This is a genomic window from Pediococcus ethanolidurans, from assembly GCF_001437405.1.
Taxonomy (GTDB): Bacteria; Bacillota; Bacilli; order Lactobacillales; family Lactobacillaceae; genus Pediococcus; species Pediococcus ethanolidurans.
Map to the genome: position 1 here is coordinate 1 of NZ_JQBY01000047.1, position 4,042 is coordinate 4,042.

6 protein-coding genes are annotated in these 4,042 nt (G+C 31.7%); 3 read left to right on the forward strand and 3 right to left on the reverse strand.

Going from position 1 to position 4,042, the window contains the following annotated elements:
- Positions 1–134 precede the first annotated feature (134 nt).
- The 3 genes from IV87_RS10675 to IV87_RS10685 all read right to left on the reverse strand — a co-directional run bounded on the left by IV87_RS10675 (position 135) and on the right by IV87_RS10685 (position 1,982).
- Positions 135–320 (reverse strand): hypothetical protein, encoded by a 186-nt coding sequence (locus tag IV87_RS10675; RefSeq protein ID WP_057808114.1) that lies wholly within the window; start codon positions 318–320, stop codon positions 135–137.
- A gap of 238 nt (positions 321–558) precedes the next feature.
- Positions 559–1,062, reverse strand: a complete 504-nt coding sequence (locus IV87_RS10680; protein ID WP_057808116.1) for a helix-turn-helix transcriptional regulator — start codon at positions 1,060–1,062, stop codon at positions 559–561.
- A 398-nt stretch (positions 1,063–1,460) separates the two neighbouring features.
- Positions 1,461–1,982, reverse strand: coding sequence for a helix-turn-helix domain-containing protein (locus tag IV87_RS10685; protein ID WP_057808118.1), 522 nt, complete (start codon positions 1,980–1,982; stop codon positions 1,461–1,463).
- Between the two features lie 435 nt (positions 1,983–2,417).
- On the opposite strand from IV87_RS10685, the gene IV87_RS10690 reads away from it, so the two are divergent.
- From IV87_RS10690 to IV87_RS10695, 3 genes are all read left to right on the forward strand, one after another.
- Entirely contained in the window at positions 2,418–2,693 is a 276-nt protein-coding gene (locus IV87_RS10690) for a hypothetical protein (RefSeq protein WP_057808120.1), read from the forward strand.
- Between the two features lie 17 nt (positions 2,694–2,710).
- Positions 2,711–2,860 carry a hypothetical protein gene (locus IV87_RS11090; protein ID WP_156407383.1) on the forward strand — a complete coding sequence of 50 codons (150 nt, stop codon included), beginning with the start codon at positions 2,711–2,713 and terminating at the stop codon, positions 2,858–2,860.
- 194 nt (positions 2,861–3,054) lie between these two features.
- Positions 3,055–3,918 (forward strand): PRD domain-containing protein, encoded by an 864-nt coding sequence (locus IV87_RS10695; RefSeq protein WP_057808122.1) that lies wholly within the window; start codon positions 3,055–3,057, stop codon positions 3,916–3,918.
- The last annotated feature ends 124 nt before the right edge of the window (positions 3,919–4,042 follow it).

The window sequence follows — 4,042 nt, forward strand, 5'->3', positions numbered from 1 at the left end:
ATTATATTTCGATCTATGAATATTTCAGGTAAAATAATCTAGCAATGATATTACCTCCGCCCAGTAATCTTGTCATCAATAACTTTACGTATACGGCAATATTTGAATATAATGTTTCCCTAAAGCTTAAGTAATTAATGATTATCTTGATTGATTCTGGCTTTTACATATGAACGTAGAAGCGCTGCAATCAGAGAGATTGGTAAAAAGAAAACTAAGAATTTACCCAAATTCATTTTAAAAACAAATAAAAGTGTTAAACCATACAACAAACATAAAACTGTAAGTACAAAAGAAACTTTAGCTAATTTAGACTTCATATTAATCACCAATTTTTCTATTTAATAGTGTAGTGAAAATTACTTGAATAAGTTGCGATAGCGGCAGGCATTTTGAGTTTTTTCATAATATTTCCTTTAGATGCTAAATAACATTGCTAGCTAACATCATAAATTATGAAGGAATTAACTATATAAAGGAAGAACGCAATTATTGGGGGAGAAGATCAATCACCTATCTTACAAGTGAAATAATACATGGAAAACTGAGAGTAACTAGTTAATCCAAATGTATTTCAGTTGACGAGTGGGTAAAAATGTCTGAGAGAAAAAGATAGCAGTTAAATAGGCTAACAAGAAAAACAATCATAGCTATGATATAGATTAAAATAAAGTATCGGTTGAATTTATTATTTCTAAACATTATATATGGCGGGATAAATACGCCAAAGACTGGAAGAATGGCACTTAAAAGTGTAATTGTAATTAGTTCAAAGCTTTCATCATTTGCGTTATACGTTTTTCGATTTATAAATTTTGTAGGCTTCTTTTGAGGTTGTTTAGAATCTAATGCAAGCTTTCTTTTAATTTTGGGACTTTCCGACAATAATTCATCTAGAGAGATTCCATAAAGCTTGCTAAGACGCATTAAGTTATCAATATCGGGGTATGTTTTGTTAGTTTCCCATCTGGACACAGCTTGTCGGGAAACCATAATGGCCCTTGCCACATCATCTTGTGAAAGGTGTGCTTGTTCACGATATGCTTTTAATTGTAAAGACATTTTGTTACTCCTTCCAAACAAGAAATTTGAAACTATCTACAGGTTATACCAAATAAGGGATTAAGTATATGACAGTAATTAGAAATGAAGGTTCAAGAAAGAATGCAATACGTCATAATGTTAAGTTCAACTTTATTATCGTTGATATTTAGTTATTATCTCTTTAGTCAAAAACAAACTAATAAATTATTGGCAAGTATTTTTCTTAGTATCTTGTTTGTGTCGTTAATTTTCACTGTACTTATAGGTTTCAGTTAAAGTTAGATTGATGTTCAAAGATTTGCATACTAAATAAAAATGACTACAACTGTTGAAGTTCAGAATAAATTTTTTGAGTTGGTGATGTTCTGTTGGTTTACGAATATAGATTTATTAGAAAACTTCAATTTATACTTTTGCTATTTAGTTGGATAAACTGTATTGGTACCAAGGTTTAGAAAAAGATCTGAAAAAATGACAAAAGAATTAGTAAGACTGACGATGATTGCGATAATGCTAACAAGCATGATGGTTTTGTATAAACTATTGTATTTGTTGTTTCGCCACAAGACATACATGGGAACAAAAATACCCACGGGAGGAATCATGGTACTTATCAGAGAGACGATTAATAAAATGAGTCCTTCATCAGTATTTTGATAAAGTTTAGTATTAACATTACTAAGCCTTTTTCGTTGTTCATCAATTTGAGTATCAGTTAGGTCCAACTTTTCTTTAAGTTCCTGCTTTTCCCTGATGAGGTCGTCTAACGAAACTTTGTAAACATTACTTAAATCAATTAGGTTATCTAAGTCTGGATAAGCACGCTCATTTTCCCACTTTGAAATTGATTGTCTGGAAATATGTAAAATAGTGGCAACTTCATTTTGAGAATAGCCGCTATTTTCTCTGGCTTGTTTTAATTGTAGTGCAATTGACATTGTAATTCCCCCCATTCTTTCTATTACTATTGAATCTATAACAAAAATACCCTAATGTAAACAACTAGTGTCAGCATGTAAAGCATTGCGTTCTTCCTTTTTGGTGATTTTTTGCGCATAATTTAAATGTTAGCTGATCTTTTGAAATATGCAGATTGCAACTAACAAAAAAACAGAAATGAGAAGTGGTGTCAAAACAAAAATCCAAATGACAGGGATCTGCATAGCATAAAGTATTTTAGGTAAAGCTAATCCAAAAGCGATTATAATGAAAGAGAAGATAAATTGTTTGTGTTTGTTAGGTTTGATTTTAAAAATCTCCTTTTTTAATGAAACCAAACAAGAAATGTGAGATTTGAAAATTTGTCAGTTTATTCATCTTAACATAATGCATTCATGAAAATTTATACTCGAAAAATGAAGGTGGTTATCTCAATGAGTGAAGAAAAAACAAATCCTAAGGTATTAAAATATGTCCTCTATTTTGCGGTGTTTTGTCTTATAGTAGGACCTTGGTTAACAATTTTTTGGCAAGAGTTTGGAATTGGTGTTGGAGGAACCGGAATTTTAGGAATCGGGACATACTTTGAGTTTTTACCAAGATTTCAAGGTAACTTTTTTAAAAAATTATTGGGAGCTTTATTAACTCTTTTAGTTATGGTAGTGGAGATTGTTTATGCATTTGTAATATTAGCGTTATTCAGAGTTTAATTCGGGAGATGATTTAGATGGGATTTTGGGTTTTACTTGCATCATTTATTGTCATGCTGTTTTGTGCATACTATGCATTTAAAAAATGGCAGGCTAACAAATTATTGGCAGGAGTATCTGCAATTGTGGCTGCAGTGGCATTGATTGCAGTGATTTACTTGATTTAATTTAGAAGTTGATAAACAATTTTAAAAAAACTGTTGACAGCGCTTCCAGAAAATAATAGAATGAATTCAATTGGAAAGCGTGTTACTGATTAAGTTCAGGCATCAGCCCATAAGATTACAGCACTTGTATAATGTTGTAAATTAGACTTATGGACTCTTTTTGTATGAATAATTCTCTTATGGAGGGAAGCGATATGCAGTTCATAAAGAGTTTAAATAACAATGCGGCACTTGTTAGTGATGATAATAAGTATGAGTATGTTGTTATTGGAACAGGATTAGGTTTTGGATATCACAGCGGGGATTTAATCAATATGGATCGAATCCAGCGAAGGTTTAAGGCCGACATAAAGAATAAAGATAGTGAAATAGAGACGCTTAACTTTATTCGTCCTGATGCCTTAGCTGCTACTGAGAGGATTGCTCATGAAGTAGAAACCAAATTAAATTTGCAATTCAGCCGGTACCAATATTTAGCATTGGCCGATCATATGGATCTTACTTTAAAACGTTTAGAGCAGGCAATTTATTTACCCGACACAACAATGGGGTGGGCAATACGTAAGCTTTACAATAAAGAATATGAATTAGCATTGTATGTTATCAAAACTTTAAATCAAAACGATGTATTGTCAGTTAAACTCCCCGATTCAGAAGCTAGTTCATTAGTTTTACACTTTGTGAATGCTGAGAGTAAACAAGATCAAGTTCAAGATACAGTGGAAATCACTAAATTAATAGCAGGAGTTATTCAAATTGTGCAGTTAGATTTTCAAGAAACCTTGGACTCAAAATCATTTAATTATAGTCGTTTCATTACTCATTTAAGAGGATTTATGGTCAATAAAATGAGTAAGGAAGACGAAATAGAAACAGAACAAGAATTGGATCCTTCATTTTTAAATTTAATGCAAGCAAAGTATCCAGAAGCTTACATGACAGTTCAAAGAATAGCACTATATTTGAAACAGCAACGAAATTGGCAATTATCTAATAATGAACAAGTATATTTAACTTTACATGTTTGGCGAGTTACGCACCGTCAAACAACAAAATAATGGCGTGTTACTGCAAAGCAGGCATCAACCAGGTTTGTAAGAGAAATACAGTATTTTTGTATGGAACTCTTATTGAACTTGGTTTTTTTATTGCTGTTATGAAGTGACCCTGTCAACTCCTAAA